This is a genomic window from Paenibacillus sp. J22P51, assembly GCF_059692215.1.
Genome location: NZ_JCAUAZ010000001.1, coordinates 106,531 through 127,552, shown reverse-complemented (window position 1 = coordinate 127,552; position 21,022 = coordinate 106,531). Strand labels below are relative to the sequence as shown.

The window sequence follows — 21,022 nt, the reverse complement described above, 5'->3', positions numbered from 1 at the left end:
GAAATCTGAAATTTCAGTTTGTGCTTACAAATTAGCGAAAGGGGGGGAGAAGGTGTATGAACTAGAGCACACAGAACTTTCAGAGAAAGTGTATCATTTGCTTAAAAAAATGATTTTAACCCGCGAATTTGTTGGCGGGCAAAGGCTGGATCTGAACGACTTATCGAAAAAAATGAACATAAGCCGAACACCGCTTAAGGATGCCGTTAATCGTTTAGTTCTAGAGGGTTTAATGGAAGTAAAGCCTAGGTCGGGGACATTTGTCACGAGCTTAAAAATATCGGACATCGAGGAAGTTTCTGAAATTCGTTTAATGATTGAACAGTGGTGTGTGTCTCATCTTACTGAGTTGAAAGCACAGAAACTAGTTAACACGCTCGAAGAAATCCTGGAAAACTTTAAAGAGACATTGACCGCAAAGCCGTTTTCATTTGAACATTTTCTTGAGCTTGATGTTAGATTCCATAATGAAATTGTTCAAGCAGGGGATAATCAGCGTATGCTGGAGCAATATAGGTCGATAAACAGTTTTCTACATGCTGCAAGGATCTACTTCTTCCAAAGCTATGAACGCTCTTTTTCCGGTCATGACGAACACATTGCGTTTGTTCAGGCTTTAAAGCGCTACGATTTGAAAGAAGCTTGTTCCAAACTTGAAGAACACATTATGAATAGTAAGTTGAATATGATTGACCACTTGAGTGAAAATGGAGGGGGATTGTAATGAGATCTCTTTCTATTTTTTGGTTAAACTGAAATTTCACATTTTAAATTTTAAATAATTTAGAATATAAATTAGATAGAGGAGATCAAAACATGAACAATACAAGAGCAACCACCATTGCAGGATACGATTTCAATTTCTTGGAGCAAAAATTATATTCAGCGGTTATTGGCGATATTTTGGATGATCTTGGATATCGCAATCAAACCTTTGGTGCTGGCCTACGTTTAATTGATCCTAATTTAAAAATAAGCGGGCGATCATTCACTGCACAAGCAACAAAAGTATTTTCGATTCCTGCAGAACCTTACAAGTTGCAAATGGAAGCCATTGACGCCGTTTCGCATGGCGAAGTGTTTGTCGTTTCTACAGGGGCACCTGATGAGGCTGCTTTCTGGGGCGAGCTGATCTCAACGGCATGCCGTGCACGAGGAGGCAGAGGTGCAATCGTTGACGGTTTAAACCGCGATACGGCCAAAATCCTTGAAATGAAATTTCCTCTGGCCGCTAGAGGTCAGGTACCGACAGATTCGAAGGGGCGAGTTGATCTGATCAATTACCAACAGCCGATTGAAATAGACGGCGTACGAATTCACCCTGGCGATTACGTGTTTGCGGATATCGACGGCATTGTGTTCGTTCCACAAGATATTGAAGATGAAGTGATCAAGAAGTCGTTGGAAAAAGTGGAAGGCGAGAATCTGGTGAGGAAGGCCTTACAGGATGGCATGCTATGTACGGAAGCTTTCAAAACCTTTGGGATTCTATAAAAGGAAATCGCACTTATTTTTTTCATTTTACATAGAGGGGCTGTTGTCATGAAGCTAGGACTTGGATTATACCGTGATCGATTGACGAAAGACAATTTCAGGTTTGCCAAACAAGCTGGATGTACGCATATCGTTGCTCATTTGGTGGACTACTACAATGGTGTCGAAGGATTACCATCTACGGACAAAGACCGTAACATGGGAATAGCAAGACAAAACGAAGATGTATGGTCCTATGAAAGCCTTCTCGCATTAAAGAAATCCATGAATGAAGAAGGATTAGAATTCGAAGCGATCGAAAACTTCAGTCCTGCCGATTGGTACGACATTCTGATGGATGGCCCTAAGAAAAAGGAACAGCTCGAGCACATAAAGCAGATCATTCGCAACGTAGGTAAAGCTGGAATTCCCATCATTGGGTATAATTTCAGCATTGCGGGAGTTTGGGGTCATGTGAACAGGCCTCTTGCCCGTGGGGAAGCTGTCACTGCAACGTTCAACCTTCAAGAAGGACCAGAGGAAACGCCTATTCCGAACGGACAAATCTGGAACATGACCTATGATTTTAACGCGCCGAAAGGTTTCATTCCCCCTATCTCTTCGGCTGAGCTTTGGGAAAGACTTGCGTATTTCCTTAAGGAGCTCATTCCAGTAGCTGAAGAAGCAGGAGTAAGATTAGCGGCACACCCAGATGATCCTCCAATGCCTACGATTCGAGGATACGGTCGTTTGGTGAACCAGCCTCATTTGTACCAGAAGCTCCTAGATATCGTCCCAAGCCATAACAATGCATTGGAGTTCTGCATGGGGACTTTGCAGGAAATGACCGAGGGAAACATTTATGAATCCATCGACAAGTATAGTAAGCAAAATGCTATAGGCTACGTACACTTTCGGAATGTGATCGGCAAGGTACCGAATTATCAAGAAGTGTTTGTTGACGAGGGCGACATCGATATGATTAAAGCACTTCGCATTTTTAAGAAAAATAATTTTGATGGTGTTTTCATTCCGGATCATACACCACAGATGACTTGCAAAGCGCCTTGGCATGCGGGAATGGCCTATGCATTAGGGTATATGAAAGCCGCACTGTCCATTGTGAATCATGAGTAACGGGATGGAGGGGATAGCATGTTTACGGATTTAACAGGGAAAGTAGCGGTTATAACCGGTGCTTCGAAAGGAATCGGACGAGGGATTGCGGTTCGATTCGGTCAGGAGAAGATGAAGGTCGTCGTTAACTATCATCATGATGCTGAGCAGGCGACTATTGTGGTCGAAGAGGTGAAAAATGCTGGGGGAGAGGCAATTGCTGTTCGTGCTGATGTTAGCAAAGAGGATGAAATTAAGCGACTCATCGACACAGCAATTGAGACATTCGGAGGCCTTGACGTTCTGGTCAATAACGCAGGTATTCAAACAACTTGTCCCTCCCACGAATTAAGTCTGGAAGATTGGCATAAAGTTATGGATACCAACCTAACTGGGGCTTTCGTTGGGTGTCGTGAGGCCATAAAGTATATGCTGGCACATAACATTCAAGGGAATATCATCAACGTATCGAGTGTTCATCAAAAAATCCCAAAGCCGCACCATGTTCATTATGCTGCCAGCAAAGGCGGATTAAGGCTGTTGACAGAAACGCTGGCGCTCGAATATGCGCCTCACGGCATCCGCGTTAATAGCATCGCGCCCGGGGCAATTGCTACGCCTATGAATGAACATATTCTGTCCGACCCAGAGCAAAATGATGTTGTACTTTCGCTCATTCCTATGAACCGAGTAGGTGAACCAAAGCAGATTGCATCTGCTGCAGCATGGTTAGCATCAGAGGAAGCAAGTTATGTCACTGGTGTCACACTCTTCGTCGACGGCGGTATGACGCTGTACCCATTCTACTTGAAAGGATAAGATCGATTTGGACTATTATCGCAAACAAAGAAATTATGGCTGCCGCGTTCATGATCAGTATACCTATATGGGTATGAAGACGATTGTATTGGAAAATGAAAAAATACGGCTCTCTATCCTGCTTGATAAAGGTTCAGAAATCTTCGAGTTCTTATTAAAAAGCCGTGATTTGGATTTTATGTGGCTGACGGAAAATGGCATCGATAACCCTAATCGGTATTTGCCGACATCCCCTGATTCCCAGTCTACTTTTATTGACTATTACATAGGCGGATGGCAGGAAATATTTCCAAACGGCGGTGTCAGCAGTTCTTATCTTGGTGCTCAATTTGGTCAACACGGCGAAGTGGCTCAAATGCCATGGTCCTACACGATCGAGGTGGATACGCCGGAATTGGTTAGCGTGACATTTTCTGTCAAAACGAAGAAACTTCCATTTAAATTGAGCAAGACCATTACAATTTACGCAAACTCCCCCAAAGTAGACATAAAGGAAGAGATAAAAAATTTAAGCGAAGTTCCTTTGAGATATATGTGGGGGCAGCATTTGGCCTTCGGAAAGCCATTTCTAGAACCTGGATGTACGATCCGATTACCGGAGAACATAAAAGTAATTGCTGACGAGCTGGATGTCGGCGACGATCAGTCAGCACGAGTTAAACGTGGAATTACGCATGAATGGCCGTGGGTTGAGGAGATATCAGGAAATATGAAGGATATATCTGATCTTCCGCCTAAAGGGGCTCCCTCGGAAATTGTTTATCTTAGCGGTTTTGAAGAAATTGGATGGTACCAAGTAGAAAACGCAAGGCTTAGCGCCGCAATTCGCGTAGAGTGGGATGCCAATTCGATGCCGTACTTGTGGTACTGGCAAGAATTTGGAAGCACGACCGACTACCCGTGGTTTGGCAGACATTATAATATCGGTTTAGAACCGTTTTCGAGCTATCCGACCCAGGGGTTATCAGAGGCTGTACGAAATGGAACTGCGGGCTACATTCAAGGGGGAGAGACACGGACGTTTTCGATGTCTGCGACTTTATCGGAATTGTAAAATGACCTATATATAAAGAATGAGGGTGTCCAAAAAGCCATGTATGTGGCGGGGGATCCTCTTTTTCATTCTCTATGGCCCTCCCCAGGTACTTCCACGCCTGACTCCAACCACTCCGCACGTTTAACTGTAAAAACTACAGCTAATTCAACAACTTTTCTCGCATCGGATAAAACTAACTGGATTTCCTGTAGTTAATTTCATCGGATTTCGCTGGAATGGCCGATTTCGATTATTTTAACTGTAGGTTTTCCAGCTAATCAGTTATTACGGGCCTTTTCGGCGAAAATAGATGGAGGTTTTCCAGTTAAGCTGCTCAGTCGGGTTCTATTTACCTTCCAGACAAATTACAAAAGCTATTCAGCCCCGCTGAAGCCACAATGTACAAGAATCAGCTTGTTCACCAGCATACTTGATCATACCTAGTTTTAAGGCCCAATTGTGCAAATCAGCAACAAAATGTTGTAAAGAAGCGAAACTTTACAACCAAAGAGTGAAGTACAATTAGGGTATAGCAAAAAACTTTCAAACACACTATGATGGGTGTATCTTTATGTGTCATACATTCGGAGGACTCCTATGCGACTTATACATACCGTGCTGAGCTTTTTTGACTACAGGAATCAAATCAGAAAGAAATTAATCTACTCGTATATTCTCATCCTGATTCCAGCGCTGCTGATTCCGGGGTTTTTGTATTACAATAAATCCGTCGAAACCGTGCAAACTGTCCTATCACAGGACAAGTTTGAGAATACGGCAATTGTAAATTCCAACATTGAAAACTACATGAATGAGATAGAGAAGATTACGAAAGCTCCCGACTTTTCCACGGAGATTCAACAAACCTTGCAGAGTTTGAAATATAAGGTTGGGATTCAAAGAAAGGAAGCGGAGGAAAAGCTTTTTAATACGGTGGATGTCCTAATCGGCCTAAGGAGCGATATTGTCGGCATTTATATCTTTGATGATACGAATAATAAGTATTACAAGACGTCCAGAAGCGATATAACGCCGTTTTATTCTTTTGTCGATCAGCCATCTTTTAGAAAGATGAAAGAGTTGAAAGGGGAGCGTGTGATTATCCCCACCCATAAAGCTGACTATTACGTGACGCAAACACCACGTTATATCTTCTCCATTGGTAGGAGTATCTTAAGCAAAGAGAATAAAGAAGAAATCGGTATTATCTACGTTGACCTTGACTTGGATGCCATTCGCAAGATTGTATCTCCACTTCAAAACAACAATAACCAATTTTATATTTTGGACGGAGACAGAAATTTAGTTTACAGCAATGACCAAGAAGGTTTAGGAGAGCGCTTTCAATCCTCGTGGCTGCCCGACGAACTAACGAAGGATAAGACCAATCAAGTCCTGCACATCAACGGTCATCGTAAATTGGTAACTTACTTCTATTCTCAAGCCGTTGGCTGGTGGTATATCACGGAGACTGATTTAGATCCTTTGTTAAAGCCCAGTAGTGATGCTATCAAAAATACAATCATCTATATTTCGTTAATTTCACTATGCGTACTTCTCTTAATCTCATTTGCATTATCGTCTTCCATAACATCGCCAATCAAACAGTTATTTAAAGCCATGAAAAACATGGGCAACGAGAATTTCAAAATGGTTGAAGGCATTAAAACAAAGGACGAAGTGGGTTCCTTGGTACATGCTTATAATGACATGATCGTTAAAATATCAGAGCTGATCAATACGGTCTATAAAGTGTCGATTAAAGAAAAGGAAGCTCAGTTAACCGCACTGCAGTCCCAAATCAACCCTCATTTCTTGTATAATACATTGAATTCGATTAGTTGTATGGCCGAAATCAAAGGTGTTCAGGAGATCAGTGTCATCTGCACGGCTGTAAGCGATTTATTTCGCTATAGCGTGAAATCTGGATCTGAATTGGTGCCTTTATCAGAAGAAATTGAAAATATAAAGAATTACATGACGATTCAAAGCATTCGGTATGAAAATCGCATCGAGGCGATCTACCAATTAGAAGATGGTGTTTTACACTATCAAGTCATGAAATTTACCCTACAGCCGATCGTTGAAAATGCGATTTACCATGGCTTAGAGCCGAAGATAGGCAAAGGGAAACTGATCGTTAGCGTACAAAAAGAAGGGGATCATCTGCTTATTAACGTATTTGATAACGGAGTCGGTATACCAGAGAATAAAGTCCAGGAAATCTTGCTCGCTTTAGATGGAAAAGTGGAGATCTCCGGAAGTGGAGTGAACACGGGAATCGGCATTACCAATGTGAATGACCGAATACGTCTCCGTTATGGAGCTCCCTATGGCGTAAAGCTGCAAAGCAAGGCAGGTTCCGGCACTTCCGTACAGATCAGACAGCCTATTACTACGACAACGAGAGGTGAATCAACATGACCCGAGTATTAATCATTGATGATGAAGTTTGGATGAGACGAGGTATCATATCCATGCTAGAATCTTCAACCTACGGCATCGAAGATCTTCAAGAGGCTGGAGACGCGGAGTCGGCTCTCAAAAAAATCGAAAAAACGGATTTTTATGTTTTATTTGTTGATATTCGTATGCCAGGTCTAGACGGCCTCTCCTTTATAGATAAAGCGAAGGAAAAATTACCTTTCGCAGGTTTTATAATCGTTAGCGGTTATAACGACTTTGAATATGCGAAGCGGGCCATCAACCTACAGGTCGTTGATTACTTGTTAAAGCCCGTTGTCAAGAAGGATTTGCTTGAAGCCTTTAATAAAGCGGTACGAACTAGAAAACATGACGTATCGCAATCGATGGATACCGATCAAACCATGCTGGTGAACTCGATGAAAGAGAAGCTGGTCGTAGATCTTATTGAAGGCCGCTATGACGTGACAAGAAATCTATCTCGATCTTTACAAGTGGACATAGACAAGTGCAATTTTGCCTGTGTATCATTTAGGATCCTGAATACGGAAACCATCATCAAAGAGAAAGGTCTTACGGAAGTTACTTTGATATACTACATCATGAGTAATTTCATGGCGGACTTATTTGGGGAAGACCTGCAAGGCATCGTTTTTCAACATCAAGGAAGTGTACATGTCATTCTATACAACGATTATCTTCACAACGATGCCATGGAGTTACGTGTACGACAATATGTGGAACAGGTGTTTGAGTGGGTAAAACGATTGAAATTTTTCTCCGTAAGGTGCGGCATCTCTTCCCAACATGAGCATGCAAAGGGTATAACGGCGTGTTATCAGGAATCTTCAAATGCCTTAATTTATTCGATATTCACACCAGATACGATGCAAACGTTATATGAGTCGTTCATGGATCAAGAAGGCCATGTCGGCTATTCGTTGGAAGTGGAAAAGAATTTATATAACCAAGTTATTCTTGGCAGTTTGTCTGGCATTACCGAAACCATCACCCACTTCATTGATAGGGCTTTCGCTTCTTTAAAAACAATAAAGGCGCTGCGACAGCTATTGGACATGTGCTGGTTGTTAGGGGAACGATGGCTGATTGAGAATGCAGGTCATACACCTCTGCCGATTTCCTATGGCGGATTTGAAACGAACCCGATGAAATATGACAGCTTGGAACATGTGAAGCGGGAGCTGGTGGCCCATTTTTATACGGTGAGCCTTGCCATTAACAAGAAAACGAATACGGACGGCAGGAAAGCGGTCGCGGAGATGTTGGAGTATGTGCAAAACCATTACAATGAGGACATTTCATTGACGCAATTAGCCGGACAGTTATTTATGAATGCTACCTATTTGAGTGATCTTTTCAAGGAGATTACGGGTATGAGTTTTATAGCTTGCCTTACTTCGATACGAATGAATAAAGCCTGCGAATATTTGAAGCACCGTGAAATTAAAATTAATCAGATTGCTGCGTTGGTGGGGTTTGAGGATGAGCGTTATTTTAGTACGGTGTTCAAGAAAACATTTGGGATGACGCCGAGAGAATTCCGTAATCGAGATTAGCAATCCAAAAAAAATCAACATTTTAACCAAAATTTCATGCCTATGTTAAGAGGGTTGACCTTTATATAATGAGACTGTAAGAGAGCAACATACATACTAGGGAGGTCAATAAATATGAACAAACAGAAGTCATCGTCAGTAGTGGTAGGTTCTTTATTAGTCATGTCCATGGCTCTTAGCGCTTGCGGAACAAAGCAGGAAGCAGCTTCAACTACTTCTGTTGCACCAGCAGCCACGGCCGCAGCTACAGCGGCAGCGACACAGAAGCCTGTCGAAAAGGTAACGTTGCGTATCTCTGCCGTGTATACACCGGAACATCCATTTGGACCGGCCGTTGCGCAGACGATAGACGAATTCACTAAAAAACATCCGGAAGTTACCGTTGAAAGAGAGTTTGCTGCGGATCCTTCTCAAAAACTGAAAGTTGACCTAGCATCAGACAATTTACCTGATATATTCACCATTTATGGGTTAGCCGCCGATAACGATTATGTGAAAAATAAAAAAATCTTAGATTTGACTACCGCCATAAACGGGGATGCCAAGTGGAAAGATGGATTTATCGCAGGGGCTTTGGATAACTATAAATTAGGTACAGAAAGCTACTATGCGGCTCCAATCGGTGCATTTGCTACTGGATTCTATTACAATAAAGAATTATTTCAAAAAGCTGCTGTACAACCGCCAAAGACATGGAATGAACTTATGGCAGTTATAAACAAACTCAATGGAGCGGGTATTACGCCGTGGACACTTGGTGCAGAAACTTGGAGAACCGAGCATTTATTCACTGCCATCTCCTATAAACTGAATGGTGTTCAATTGTCAAAGGATTTGGCTGATCGCAAACTGCCTTATAATTCTCCACAAGTTGTTGATGTGTTCAGCAAAATGAAAGACCTTGTTGATGCAAATGCTTTCGGTAAAAATTACATCGGTGGCAAGTATGCGGGTGAAATTGCGGATTTCAATAACGGTAAAGCAGCAATGAGATATTCCGGTTCTTGGACGATAGGTGAATCGACAGGAAAAGACGCGCCGGCAGGGTTTAAAGATAAAGTTGGATTCTTCCCGTTCCCTTATTTCGAAGGCAAGGAAGCCAACAAAGATACTTGGATGGGTGGTACATCTGACGCGTTCGCAATCTCGAGTAAAGTAACTGGATACAAAAAAGATATGGCGATTGAATTGGTAAAAGCATTAACGAGCTCAGCTTCCTCCAAATTAATTCAAGAAACGGCTCATGACTTGACTGCGGTTAAGGCAGATGTAGATCCAGCAAAAGCAGGTGCTCTGATCGCAGAGGTTTCGAAGGCTATGTCTACAGGCAAAGCTTTTGCCGGTGATGCAATCGGACCAGAACCAGTTAAAGCCGTTAATGCCAAGTTTTACGATATTACACTAGCAGTGTTTGGTAAAAATACGACACCACAAGATGCTGCTAAACAAATGGATGACGCTATTGCAAAGAATAAATAATGAATAGGCGAATAGGCGTAGAAGTGAATTGACTTTTACGCCTGTTCTCTATAGAGAGAGGGAGATGAAATCAGCATGGAAAGACTTCAGAAGCAATATATAAGGATTGCCTTATTTCTACTGCCAGCCCTATTTTTTTATACAGCATTGTTAGTCTACCCCATCTGCAAATCTTTTTATTTATCCTTCCACAGCTGGGATGGAGTCGGCGGAGTCGATATGACCTTCGTAGGTTTTAAAAATTATAAACAAGTCCTTTCCGATGCAGAGTTTTGGAAACCATTTCGTAATTCGATGTACTTCATGGTTTTGAATATTGCGATACAAATTCCTGTGGGTTTCCTGTTGGCTTTGTTATTAAACATGAAGATTAAGGGGATTCGCATACTGAAAGCAGCATTTTTTATGCCGGTCATTATGTCCGCGACATCTGTTTCACTTCTGTGGCAATTCATTTTGTACCCTCAAAGCGGATTAGTTGATTCGCTTCTAATCAAATTGGGAAAAGGTGACCTTATCCATGCTTGGCTGGCAGATCCGACCACGGTATTAAATGTGATCATACTTGTAAGCTGTTGGCAAGGTGTAGGCATTGTCATGATTATCTTTTTATCAGGACTAGTATCAATTCCGGATTCTATTATTGAGGCTTCTAAAATCGATGGCGCAAATGGATTACAAAGATTATGGCACGTTGTGATACCTCTCATTTGGGAAGTTCTGAAAATAAATGTTGTATTGTTGCTCATTGGATCCTTGAAGGCATTTGATATTATTTATGTACTTACGAATGGCAAGCCAGGTATCGATCACGCTGGCGATGTGTTGACGACAAATATGTTTACCGAAGCATTTACCAATGGTCGTTTTGGACCAGCGAGTACGATATCCACGATAATCTTCTTATTAGGATTCACCATAACAATCATTGCAAATCGTGTCATGAAGCGTGATACCTTAGAATACTAGGAGTTGGAACTTAATGGAGACTATACATGTCAGGAACATAGATGTTGGAAAGAAGACAATAAGTGTAAGAAAGATAGATGTTGGAAAGATCATACTTTATGCCGCGCTGATAATAGCTGCTCTGATCTTTATTTATCCCTTAATCTATACACTCATTACTTCTTTGAAATCGAATAAGGAAATATTTACGAATTACTTTGGTTTACCTGATGTATTCCAATGGGAGAATTATAAGAATGCATGGGTAAAAGGTAAAATCGGGAAATACTTTTTTAATAGCTTATTTTTAGTTGGGACCTATGTTGTTATTGGGTTGATATTCTCTACGATGGCGGCTTTCGTGTTAGGTAGATTGAAAGGCCGCTGGCTTGCGTTCATCTTCTTTTTCTTTGTTGCAGGAATGATGATCCCGATCCACGCTGTATTGATCCCGCTTGCTCAAATCTATGTCTCTTTAAAAGTGGACAGCTACTTATTTCTAATCTCCATATACATCGCAGGCGGCGTTCCCTATATGATATTTGTTATCACCGGATTCATGAAATCACTGCCTGCTGAATTAGAGGAAGCTGCCATTATGGATGGAGCAGGTCTAGGTACAATTTACGCCAAAGTCATTCTACCGCTAGCGAAACCAGCAATTTCCACGATGGCAATCTTAGCTTTCTTGTCATCATGGAATGATTTAATACTAGCTATGCTCTTTATCAAAAAAGAAGCTTTGCGTACGTTATCTTTAGGTTTAATGAACTTTTCAGGTTTTTTTACTACAGATTATGCCGGTCTTTGTGCAGCGATCATTATCGTGAATATTCCAACGATCCTTATCTATGTTTTATTACAAGAGTATGTGGAGAAAGGTCTAACTTCCGGTGCGGTTAAAGGATAGGGAGTTGGTGGAGACGATGATATTCAATAAAACAAGTTTAATGAAAATGGATACAGAAATTAAGCTTTCTGAAAGCCAATGCCACCATCGTGATGAGCTCACGCTCTCTAAAGAATGGCAAGGGGATCTATGTGCCAGTACGATTTATAACAATGGCACCAGTAGCGTTCGACTTAAAGAAGTCGCTTTGTTCTCAGGTTCACATGGGTTTGATGTTGATACTCCCGTGTACGGTGAAGGATATAGTAAATTATCGCAATATGGTGGGACGATAGGTGAACCCAAGTTTATTGGAAGCTTTAATGATCAAACGCATTATAAAATGCCGACTGTAGAAGGTTATTCTACAACGTATAACATGTTGCTCTTGACGCCGGTATTGTCTGATCCTATTTTGTTAGCTTTTGTTTCCTCGAACAGATTCAGAGGAGAATTTCGTATAAATGAAGATCGACTTGAGATTGTTCTTGATTTAGAGGGTCTAACGCTTCAGCCAGGTCAAAGAGTAGAGCTTGAAGAGTTTCAAGTATTTCAAGGAACGGATCGTGAACAGCTGCTAATCGATCTAGCTACGCAGCTCGACCAGCGACATCCGAAGTTGGATTATGCTGAACCGCCGACTGGTTGGTGCTCGTGGGCCTGTTATGGTCCAGGAGTTACGGAACAAGATGTTGAGGCTAATTTGAAAGCGATTACGGAACGAAATCTAGATCTGGAATTTATACAAATTGATGACGGATATCAGGCATATATGGGCGATTGGTTCACTAAGCATCCGGACTTTGGGAACGATGTTAAACAGATTTGCGACAAGATATCTGCTGCAGGATTCAAGCCAGCCATCTGGGTTGCTCCTTTTATTGCGGAAGAGCAATCGGCTTTATTTAAGGAACATCCGGATTGGTTTGTTATGGATCAAGAAGGCAAACCGCTGCCATCCGACCGAGATTCTTTCGGAGGCTGGAGAAGCGGCCCTTGGTATATGCTCGATGGTTCGCATCCGGAGGCGCGGGAGTTTCTCCGAAACTTGTTCAAAACCATGAGAGAAGAGTGGGGATGCACCTATTTCAAGCTGGATGCGAACATGTGGGGAGCACTTCCATTTGGGAAGAGATATGATCCTTCCTATACAAGTATTCAAGCTTATAGGCATGGCATGGAAGCAATTCTCGAGGGAGCTGGAGTCGATAGCTTCGTGCTCGGTTGCAATGCACCGATGTGGCCTTCGCTAGGATTGGTGCATGGGATGCGAATCGCCAATGATATTTTCCGGACGTGGAACAGTTTTCATGATGTCGCGAAGGAGAACTTTTGGCGGAATTGGCAGCATAATAAGCTGTGGATCAACGATCCAGACTGTGTACTGCTCCAGAACTTAGAGATGGATCAACTAGGTCCAGACGGAAATATGGTGAAAGTCAGATCGGAAATGACCCCAAGTGAGTTCATTTTCCATGCGACATTTATTTATGCGACAGGAGCTATGGTACTGTCAGGTGACAAAATCGTTGATTTGTCAGATGTGAATACGGCTCTATTGAAAAAAATGATTCCTCCAACCCGTACAGCTGCGAGATTTGATGATTTGAGCTTTCGAATTGGCAGAGTGCAGCAGATGGATAGAGTTCTCGTGTTCCTTTTTAATTGGGAGGATCAACCTAGTAGCTTTGAAGTGCAGTTAACGAAAAATAACTGTTGGATTGAAGATTTCTGGACTGGTAAATTCTTAGGTGTTCATAATAAGAGAATAAAGATCGAACTCGGAAGCCATGAAGCGAGATTGTTGATATGTTCTTAGGCTCGTAAGTCAGTACTAGTAGTGATAGGAGTGAAAGTATGCCCAGAAACTTATTGAAGAATATGTATCCATCATCGTATTGGGGAGCTAAATGGCGAGAGGCTATACCCGTTGGCAATGGAGTGCTTGGGGCTTCTGTGTACGGCGGCGTTTATAAAGAGACGGTTTTACTGAATCATGCGGATTTATGGACACAAGGAATTACGGCGGAACTCCCCGACATAAGCGGCAAGCTCCCGCTAGCTCGGAAACTGTTACTTCAGGGAAAAGCTGAAACGGCTGACCATGTGCTATCCCATGCTTTAACCGAAGCTGGATATAACGCTGAACATGCGCTGCCTCTGCCTTTAGGTGATTTACATATCATCATGCATGAAAGTAAAGGTTTTCAAGATTATAGCAGGACGTTAAATATGGAGACGGGTGAAGTAACCGTTTCTTGGCTAGAAGGCACCGCTAGATATGAACGGGTTTTATTTGCATCCCGTACGGATGACATCCTTGTGTATGAACTTCGTTGTTCAGAGCCTGGTCATATCTCATGTATCATGAAATTTGATTTACATGGCAATGGAGAACCCGAGCAATTCAGAACGGCTTTGGAGCTTTCATTAGCGGAGAATAAACAATCTTATAGCGAAGAAAACAATCTCTACTATGCCGTGAAAAATGATAACGGAGCAGATTTTGGAGCCGTTGCTAGAGTTGTGTTGGATGGCGGAAGCATGTCTGATAAGAATGGTTCCTTACAAATCAAAGATGCAAATCGGGTGTTGATAGTAATTCAATTATTCGTGGAGGGTGAAAGGAAACAGCGTTGGCAAGAGTTGAGAAATGAATTGAATGGCATTGTTGCTGATTATTCAACTCTTTTGGAGCGCCACGTTCGTGAACATTCTCGCTTATTTCATGCAATGAAGTTTGATCTACATGCTGGGGACAGAGATCGATGTAATGAAGAATATCTGATGGATGCATATAAGGGCAAACAATCATTGGCGTTGATGGAAAAAATGTGGTCATTTGGACGTTATCTGCTGATTTCCAGCACTCGTGAAGGCGGACAGCCTTGCCATTTGTATGGATTGTGGTGTGGCGAATATAACGCAATGTGGGCGTTCCATATGGTCAATCTAAATCTACAAATGATTTATTGGCAAGTGCTAAGCGGTAACATGCCAGAGCTGCTGCATCCAGTATTTGATTATATGGATGGTAAGTTGGAAGATTTTCGTACCAATGCTAAGCAATTATTCGGTTGCAGAGGGATCTTTGTTCCAGCACCGACCACACCTGAATCCGGTTTGTTGAAAATTATATACCCCCACATTATCCATTGGATTTCGGGTGCAGGTTGGATTGCTCAATTCTATGTGAAATATTATCAGTATACGTTAGACGAAGAATTTCTTCGTGGGCGAGCCTTGCCGTTTCTCTATGAGACAGCACTGTTCTATGAGGATTATTTCACGATTGGCGAGGATGGATTCATTGTCATTAGTCCGTCCGTATCACCGGAAAACACGCCGCGTAATTACGTGAAAGAGTCGAATCTGGACGGTTATGAATCTGGCGGTGTTATGGAAACTACGATGAATGCGACTATGGACTTTGCAGTTGCTAAGGAGGTTCTAACGAGTTTAGTTACCTTGGCCCCTTTGGTAGGAATGTATGAGGGTGAAATTGCGAAGTGGAGCGATATGTTGGCACGAATTCCGGCTTATCAAACGAATGAAGATGGGGCGATTCGTGAGTGGATGCATCCTGATTTTGACGATAATGATCAGCATCGGCATTTGGCGCACATCTATCCGTTATTTCCAGGTTCTGAAATCGATATGGATAGTTCTCCAGCGCAGTATAATCCTTTCGTTAAAGCGGTTGAAAACCGTTCAAATGATGTAACGCTGAGAGAGCAATGTGCTTGGTCGTTTATGTATATAGCAAATGCTTATGCGCGTATGGGGAAAGGCGAGGAAGCAATCCAGTGTTTTGACAAGCTAAGCAGAGCCAATTTATTGAGTAATCTATTTACGCTGTGTAATGATTGGCGAGATATGGGTCTGACGTTTGAATTACCAATGGCACCTTTTCAAATTGACGCAAATATGGGGTGGTGCGCTGTCGTACAAGAAATGCTGATGCTCTCCACGCCAGGGAAAATTCGTGTTCTCCATGCTTTGCCTCAAAGCTGGGAGCGGGGAGAGGCAGGACCGATGCTGGCGCATGGCAGTATAGAAGTTACACTTGCATGGAATCTAAGCCGTAAAGAAGTGCAAGTAAATCTATGTGCAACGAAGACAGATCAGACGATTGAGTTGATTGTGGTGGATCAAAGAACACAGGTTGAGCTTAAAGCCAATTCTCCTGTGCAATTAAAGTTCATCTTGTAAATTAGGGATTATCGATTACTCAGAGGTTATTCCAAGAGGTCTGAAAGGATCTAGGGGATAGCCTCTATTTCAGCCAAAATAATTAGACAAATTAACCAAAATTTTTAAAATATGAAGCGTTAAATCCTTCGTATATAATGAGTCTTGTCAAAAACTTTATTAGAGGAAGGGGGATGATACTACGAAAGGGAAAGCGTGAAATAAAAGTTTTTTTCTTTTTTATTCATTATTGTAACCGCTTACATTATACGCAATACTTCACATGGAGGTTCGGTAATGATGGCTGATGGTTCAATATTATGAGTAAAGGGAGCGAAATTAAATGAAATTTAAAACACTTTTCACCGCATTCTTAGCTTTTATGCTATGTATCACTATGAATTTAACGGTAAGTGAAAAAGCTAATGCGGCTGTACAGTCTACATATTACGTTTCTCCGACGGGCAGCGGCACGAGTTGTACGCAGGTCAGCCCTTGTTCGCTTCAGGGTGGGCGAGATAAGGTCAGAACTGTAAATCAGAGTATGACCGGAGACATTGTAGTCTATCTCTTGGATGGCACCTACTCGCTGACGTCAACGTTTCAATTAACTGAAAGCGGATCCATTCATGACTCTGGTACTAACGGATATAACATTATTTATCAAGCATATCCAGGTGCCCACCCTGTTATTAGCGGCGGGAAGTCTTTGACAAATTGGGCGCTGCATGACTCGAACAAAAATATTTATCGTACCTATGTAGGATCATCCACAGGAATCCTACAAATGTACGTCAATGGCGTTCGTACAACTGTTGCGCGCGGTGAATCGAAACCAAGTGGCTTTACATTAGCTTCAGATACCACGAATAGTAATGTAAAATACATGCTTTTGGACGCCTTTAAGGTATATAACGGGTCAACAGTAACCACTGTCAATGATGACGCCCCAGGCATTACCTACACGGGAACGGGGGGATGGACGGATGATAATAATCGGAGTCAGTTTGGTGATTTCAACGGTGATTCACATCATACGCCCTATCATGCACATTCAGCGCAATATACGTTTACGGGAACAGGTATTGATATAATTGCCGGAAAGAATTCGAACTTTGCAAGTCACATTCAAGTATTTATTGACGGAGTACTGGATCAAACGGTCAGTGAATACAACAGTACATTATTATCACAACAGACCATATTCAGCAAATCGGGTTTGTCCGCTGGTCAGCATACCATTAGAATGCTTAGCTATTCCGATGCCGATTTAATTGTCACGAACCCAAACTACGCGAATATGTCAACATGGAAAAATGTGAATCAAATTAGATTTCATAACACCCAAACATTTCAGAACCATTCGTGCCCCATATCATCTATAACATCAGATGGATTGATTTACTTGCAAAACCCTTGCGGGACGGGCTTGATGAACGCGAATCAGCAGTCATTCGGTCCAATGTTAGTCGCTTTTGCAAGCAGTTACGGCTACTGGATTGAAAATGCCTACGAGCTTTTGAGTAACCCGGGTCAATTTTATTACGATGTTTCCGATCAATACATGTATTACATTCCAAGAAGCTATGAGAACTTATCTACGGCGAGTGTGATTGTTCCACAAGTAGAACAGCTTGTTAGCGGTCTGGGCACTGCTGCAACCCCTCTACACAATGTTCAGTTTATCGGGTTGACTTTTGCCTATGGGACGTGGTTAGATCCTCTATCTAGTAATGGTTTTGTCGGTTTTCAAGGCGTTAATTATTGGAATGCCGCTTACAATACGGCAGCCAATCATAATGAATTTTGGGAATCGATGAATCATATCGGTGGCAACGTCAATTATAAATATGCCAACAACATCGTCATAATAGATAATGCCTTCACCCACTTGGGCGGGACGGGTCTTGTATTTGAGAACGGGACTCAGAATAACAATATCATCGGAAACAGCTTCTCCGATATTTCTGGCGCTGGCATTCAGATCGGGGTCGTGAATGATTTCTGGCAAACAAGTTCTTCTGAACAAACGGTGGACAATACGATATCGAATAACTATATTACCAACGTAGGCGTACAGTATCCTCAGGCGACGGGTATTTTTGCAGGCTACAACAAAAATCTGCAGATCCTTCATAATGAATTGGATAATTTACCTTACTCGGGAATTTCAGTCGGCTGGGGCTGGGGTCAGGAATCAACCTATTCAACACACCAATCAGCAACACCTTATTCCCAGAATAATACGGTCAGTTATAACAAAGTTTCTAATGTCTTGCAAACACTATCTGATGGAGGCGGGATCTACACGTTAAGCCGGCAGCCAGGGTCAACGATGTCTAACAATTTCATTACAGGTGTATGGGGTTATTTAACGGGAATCTACTTGGATAACGGTACAAATAATTATAATGTCACCAGCAATGTTATTAAAAACTACGTTCAACAATGGATTTATATTGCTAGTGGAACCTGGGGGGCTCCTAACAATACGACAGCCAATAACTACTCGGACAACAGTTCGATTACTGGTTGGGGAAATGGGAATACGTACGTCAGCGATGGTAATTGGCCAACTGCAGCAGTTAACATCATGAATAACGCTGGGCTGGAACAGGAATATCTATATTTAAAAAACAGTGCCGGTGTCTCGGTCGATGACAGTAATTCGAATATAATTTACACCGGGAATTGGACATTTGATGAAAATAGGAAAGCATCGGGAGCAGTCGATTATAGAAATACAGGGCATTATACGACAGCATCGGGTGCTTATCTGCAGTACAAGTTTGTTGGAACGGGTATCGATGTCATTGCCGAAACTAATTCTAATTATTCGAATAATGCACAGGTATATATCGATGGAACGCTACAAACGTCTACCATCAACGAAACTAGCTCTAGTCTGTTAAGTCAGAAGAAAGTGTTTCGTGTATCGGGCTTAACGCCGGGGCTGCATGAGATTAAAATCGTGAATGGCGCGAATCAGAAATGGCTTCTGGACGCCTTTGTTGTGTATGGAAGCCGAGCTTCGCTCTCGCAAGGAAAATCTGCAACAGCATCCGATACGTATTCCAGCACCTATGATGCTTCTAAAGCTGTTGACGGCGATTCCTCTACGCGTTGGGCGCAGCAAGCTGGCGTGTTAGGTTCTCCATGGTTAAAGGTAGACTTGGGTGCCAATTACGCAATCTCTAATGTTAATACGAATTTCCACCAGGGGTCTGGACTAGGATTTAAGTATAAAATCGAGTATTCCACGAATGATGTAGACTACACCATGTATGCGGATAAAACGGCAAGCTATACGTCACAGGCGGTTAACTGGGATACAAACTTCGGATCGATCACGGCAAGATATATGAGAGTCACAATAACAGATTCTCAGAGTCAAGGTGGAAGTATTTCACAATTTGATGTGTTTGGTTCAGTGGCGCCACCACCGACACCTATCTCCCAAGGTAAAACGGCAACAGCATCCGATACATATTCGAGCACCTATGATGCATCCAAGGCTGTTGACGGCGATTCGTCTACGCGCTGGGCACAGCAAGCTGGCGTATTAGGTTCGCCTTGGCTCAAGGTAGACTTGGGTGCCAATTATGCGATCTCCAGCATTAACACGAATTTTCATCAAGGGGCTGGACTAGGATTTAAGTATAAAATCGAGTACTCAGCGGATGATGTAAATTACTCAATGTATGCGGATAAGACGACAAGTTTTACATCGCAGCCGTTTAACACAGACACAAACACTGGATCGATCACGGCAAGATATATGAGAGTCACAATAACAGATTCTCAGAGTCAGGGTGGCAGTATTTACCAATTTAATGTGTATGGTTCACCTTCGTCGCCGCCGCCAACACTGATCTCCCAAGGAAAAGCGGCAACGGCATCTGACACTTATTCAAGCACCTATGCGGCATCCAAAGCCGTTGACGGCAGTTCGTCTACGCGCTGGGCGCAGCAAGCTGGCGTGTTGGGTTCGCCTTGGCTTAAGGTAGATTTGGGAGCCAATTATGCGATCTCCAGTATTAACACGAATTTTTATCAGGGATCGGGACTAGGATTTAAGTATAAAATCGAGTATTCCACGGATGATGCAAGCTACTCGATGTATGCGGATAAAACAGCAAGCTTTACGTCGCAAGCGTTGAACACGGACACAAACACTGGATCGATCACGGCAAGATATATGAGGATTACGATAACGGATTCTCAGTCTCAAGGCGGCAGTATCTATGAATTTCAAGTATTTGGACAGTAAGATGAGCTAAACTGCAGTATCAAATTGAAAACGGAGCCCGCAAACCGCGGTGCTCCGTTATTGTGCGATAGGCAATGCATTTTAGGCTTTGCCGATAATGTTGTCATAGAACCGTTTTGATTTTTCGAAAAAAGCTTGGACCGAGTTTTTGATCAGTTTCTTATCCTTGGACTGTATAGCATACATCAATGAGCTGCGTATTTCTGTGCTGCTTTCGATCGCTCCAGGTACTTTCAATAGCTTCAAACTTGTTTCTCTACGTAAATGAACAACGGTTTGCATCAATTTGGCATAAATGCGATTACCGCAAATTTCTCCCATGTAAATATCAAACTGATCTAAGAGATCTAAAAACTCAGCTGGATTTTGTTGATTTTTTGCTTCGACAAGAGCATCAAGAATCAGGAGAAGATGATCTTGTTCATCTTGTGTTGCGCTTTGAGCAGCAAGGAGATATACCTCGGATTCAATTAGTTTTCGAGCTGCATACACTTCATGCAAGTTATGAATTTCACTATAAAACATCCAAGTAATCGTTTCAGGTGAAAAAGGCGCTTGTTGTTCGTTTACGAAGCTGCCTTCACCTGCTTTTATGGTAAGCAGACCGACAAGAGACAATGCGCGAAGTGCTTCACGAACGCGGCCCCTGGTTACCTTGAATTGCTCAGCCAGATCTCTCTCATTAGGGAGTTGATCACCAGGTTGAAGTTGACCTGAAGTAATGAGAGCGGCAATTTGCTCCATAATTTGCTCAGTGACTGTCACTTTTTTGACTGCTTTTATATCTAACATTTCGGTAG

At 42.3% G+C, this 21,022-nt stretch carries 14 protein-coding genes; 13 read left to right on the top strand and 1 reads right to left on the bottom strand.

Going from position 1 to position 21,022, the window contains the following annotated elements; genetic code table 11:
* Window positions 1-52 precede the first annotated feature (52 nt).
* The 13 genes from AC58QC_RS00415 to AC58QC_RS00355 all read left to right on the top strand — a co-directional run bounded on the left by AC58QC_RS00415 (window position 53) and on the right by AC58QC_RS00355 (window position 20,222).
* The gene (locus tag AC58QC_RS00415) at window positions 53-724 is read left to right on the top strand and encodes a GntR family transcriptional regulator (RefSeq protein WP_497413236.1); all 672 of its coding nucleotides are present in this window, start codon (window positions 53-55) and stop codon (window positions 722-724) included.
* Between the two features lie 92 nt (window positions 725-816).
* Window positions 817-1,494, top strand: a complete 678-nt coding sequence (locus tag AC58QC_RS00410; protein WP_497413235.1) for an RraA family protein — start codon at window positions 817-819, stop codon at window positions 1,492-1,494.
* A gap of 48 nt (window positions 1,495-1,542) precedes the next feature.
* Entirely contained in the window at window positions 1,543-2,610 is a 1,068-nt protein-coding gene (locus AC58QC_RS00405; protein WP_497413234.1) for a mannonate dehydratase, read from the top strand.
* Between the two features lie 18 nt (window positions 2,611-2,628).
* Window positions 2,629-3,408, top strand: coding sequence for a glucose 1-dehydrogenase (locus AC58QC_RS00400; protein ID WP_497413233.1), 780 nt, complete (start codon window positions 2,629-2,631; stop codon window positions 3,406-3,408).
* 7 nt (window positions 3,409-3,415) lie between these two features.
* Complete coding sequence (locus AC58QC_RS00395) at window positions 3,416-4,462, top strand: aldose 1-epimerase (protein WP_497413232.1); 1,047 nt, start codon at window positions 3,416-3,418, stop codon at window positions 4,460-4,462.
* Window positions 4,463-5,041: 579 nt separating this feature from the next.
* The gene (locus AC58QC_RS00390) at window positions 5,042-6,868 is read left to right on the top strand and encodes a sensor histidine kinase (protein WP_497413231.1); all 1,827 of its coding nucleotides are present in this window, start codon (window positions 5,042-5,044) and stop codon (window positions 6,866-6,868) included.
* Complete coding sequence (locus tag AC58QC_RS00385) at window positions 6,865-8,445, top strand: response regulator transcription factor (RefSeq protein ID WP_497413230.1); 1,581 nt, start codon at window positions 6,865-6,867, stop codon at window positions 8,443-8,445. Before AC58QC_RS00390 ends, AC58QC_RS00385 begins: the two co-directional genes overlap by 4 nt.
* Window positions 8,446-8,559: 114 nt before the next feature.
* Window positions 8,560-9,924, top strand: coding sequence for an ABC transporter substrate-binding protein (locus AC58QC_RS00380; RefSeq protein WP_497413229.1), 1,365 nt, complete (start codon window positions 8,560-8,562; stop codon window positions 9,922-9,924).
* A gap of 75 nt (window positions 9,925-9,999) precedes the next feature.
* A complete protein-coding gene (locus tag AC58QC_RS00375; RefSeq protein WP_497413228.1) occupies window positions 10,000-10,893 on the top strand; it encodes a carbohydrate ABC transporter permease in 894 nt (297 codons plus the stop codon).
* Window positions 10,894-10,906: 13 nt separating this feature from the next.
* Window positions 10,907-11,782 carry a carbohydrate ABC transporter permease gene (locus tag AC58QC_RS00370; protein WP_497413227.1) on the top strand — a complete coding sequence of 292 codons (876 nt, stop codon included), beginning with the start codon at window positions 10,907-10,909 and terminating at the stop codon, window positions 11,780-11,782.
* 16 nt (window positions 11,783-11,798) lie between these two features.
* Window positions 11,799-13,580, top strand: coding sequence for a glycoside hydrolase family 36 protein (locus AC58QC_RS00365; protein WP_497413226.1), 1,782 nt, complete (start codon window positions 11,799-11,801; stop codon window positions 13,578-13,580).
* Between the two features lie 38 nt (window positions 13,581-13,618).
* A complete protein-coding gene (locus AC58QC_RS00360; RefSeq protein WP_497413225.1) occupies window positions 13,619-15,973 on the top strand; it encodes a glycosyl hydrolase family 95 catalytic domain-containing protein in 2,355 nt (784 codons plus the stop codon).
* 322 nt (window positions 15,974-16,295) lie between these two features.
* Window positions 16,296-20,222, top strand: coding sequence for a discoidin domain-containing protein (locus AC58QC_RS00355; RefSeq protein ID WP_497413224.1), 3,927 nt, complete (start codon window positions 16,296-16,298; stop codon window positions 20,220-20,222).
* 81 nt (window positions 20,223-20,303) lie between these two features.
* Here the strand turns inward: AC58QC_RS00355 and AC58QC_RS00350 are convergent, their stop codons facing one another.
* Window positions 20,304-21,014 (bottom strand): FadR/GntR family transcriptional regulator, encoded by a 711-nt coding sequence (locus AC58QC_RS00350; protein WP_497413223.1) that lies wholly within the window; start codon window positions 21,012-21,014, stop codon window positions 20,304-20,306.
* Between the last annotated feature and the right edge of the window lie 8 nt (window positions 21,015-21,022).